A 554-nucleotide genomic window follows, 5' to 3' on the forward strand; every position below is an offset into this window, starting at 1 on the left:
CGTTGGCAAACATTTCACGCGTGTCAACAATTTCAAGGCTTTTACCAAGTTCTGTATTTATTTGCTTCAGAAAACTAAGTTGGAATTTAAAGCTGAACCTTAAAAAATATTATGCTGGAATTTTTTACTCTTGCGGAACGTTACGCGCGAATTTAGGCTCACCCGATTTCTGTTCATTACATCAATATTATAGCAATCCTCAACTTTTGGCTGATAAGCGGAATGGCAAAACGTACGGTTGAACTGTTCGCAATTTAATTAATCGGAATTTGGTTGCTTAAATCAATCGATACTGATTCTCTTTGTGGAAAAAACGAAATAATAATTCGGAGATTTTTTTTTGATATTTAAGTGTAAAATAAAAATAAGTATGAATAACAAAACGTTCGGAAATATTACGTGGGAACACAACGCAGGAAAATAAAAAACGTTAGCCAACACTGTATATAATTTATTGCTGCTTCTCGCCTACTCACGAAAAGCCCTTCGGCTTTTCTATTTCGGTTATTATTTGCTAACTTACTCGCTGAAACACGCAACAAACCATATACAAA

General features: G+C 34.3%; 1 protein-coding gene. It reads left to right on the plus strand.

Annotated elements, in window-relative coordinates; all coding sequences use genetic code 11:
• Nucleotides 1–242, plus strand: a 242-nt coding sequence (locus tag ADIWIN_RS21175) for a hypothetical protein (protein ID WP_235047018.1), incomplete at its 5' end; no start/stop codon positions are given.
• Between the last annotated feature and the right edge of the window lie 312 nt (nt 243–554).

Source organism: Winogradskyella psychrotolerans RS-3 (assembly GCF_000427335.1).
Lineage (GTDB): Bacteria > Bacteroidota > Bacteroidia > Flavobacteriales > Flavobacteriaceae > Winogradskyella > Winogradskyella psychrotolerans.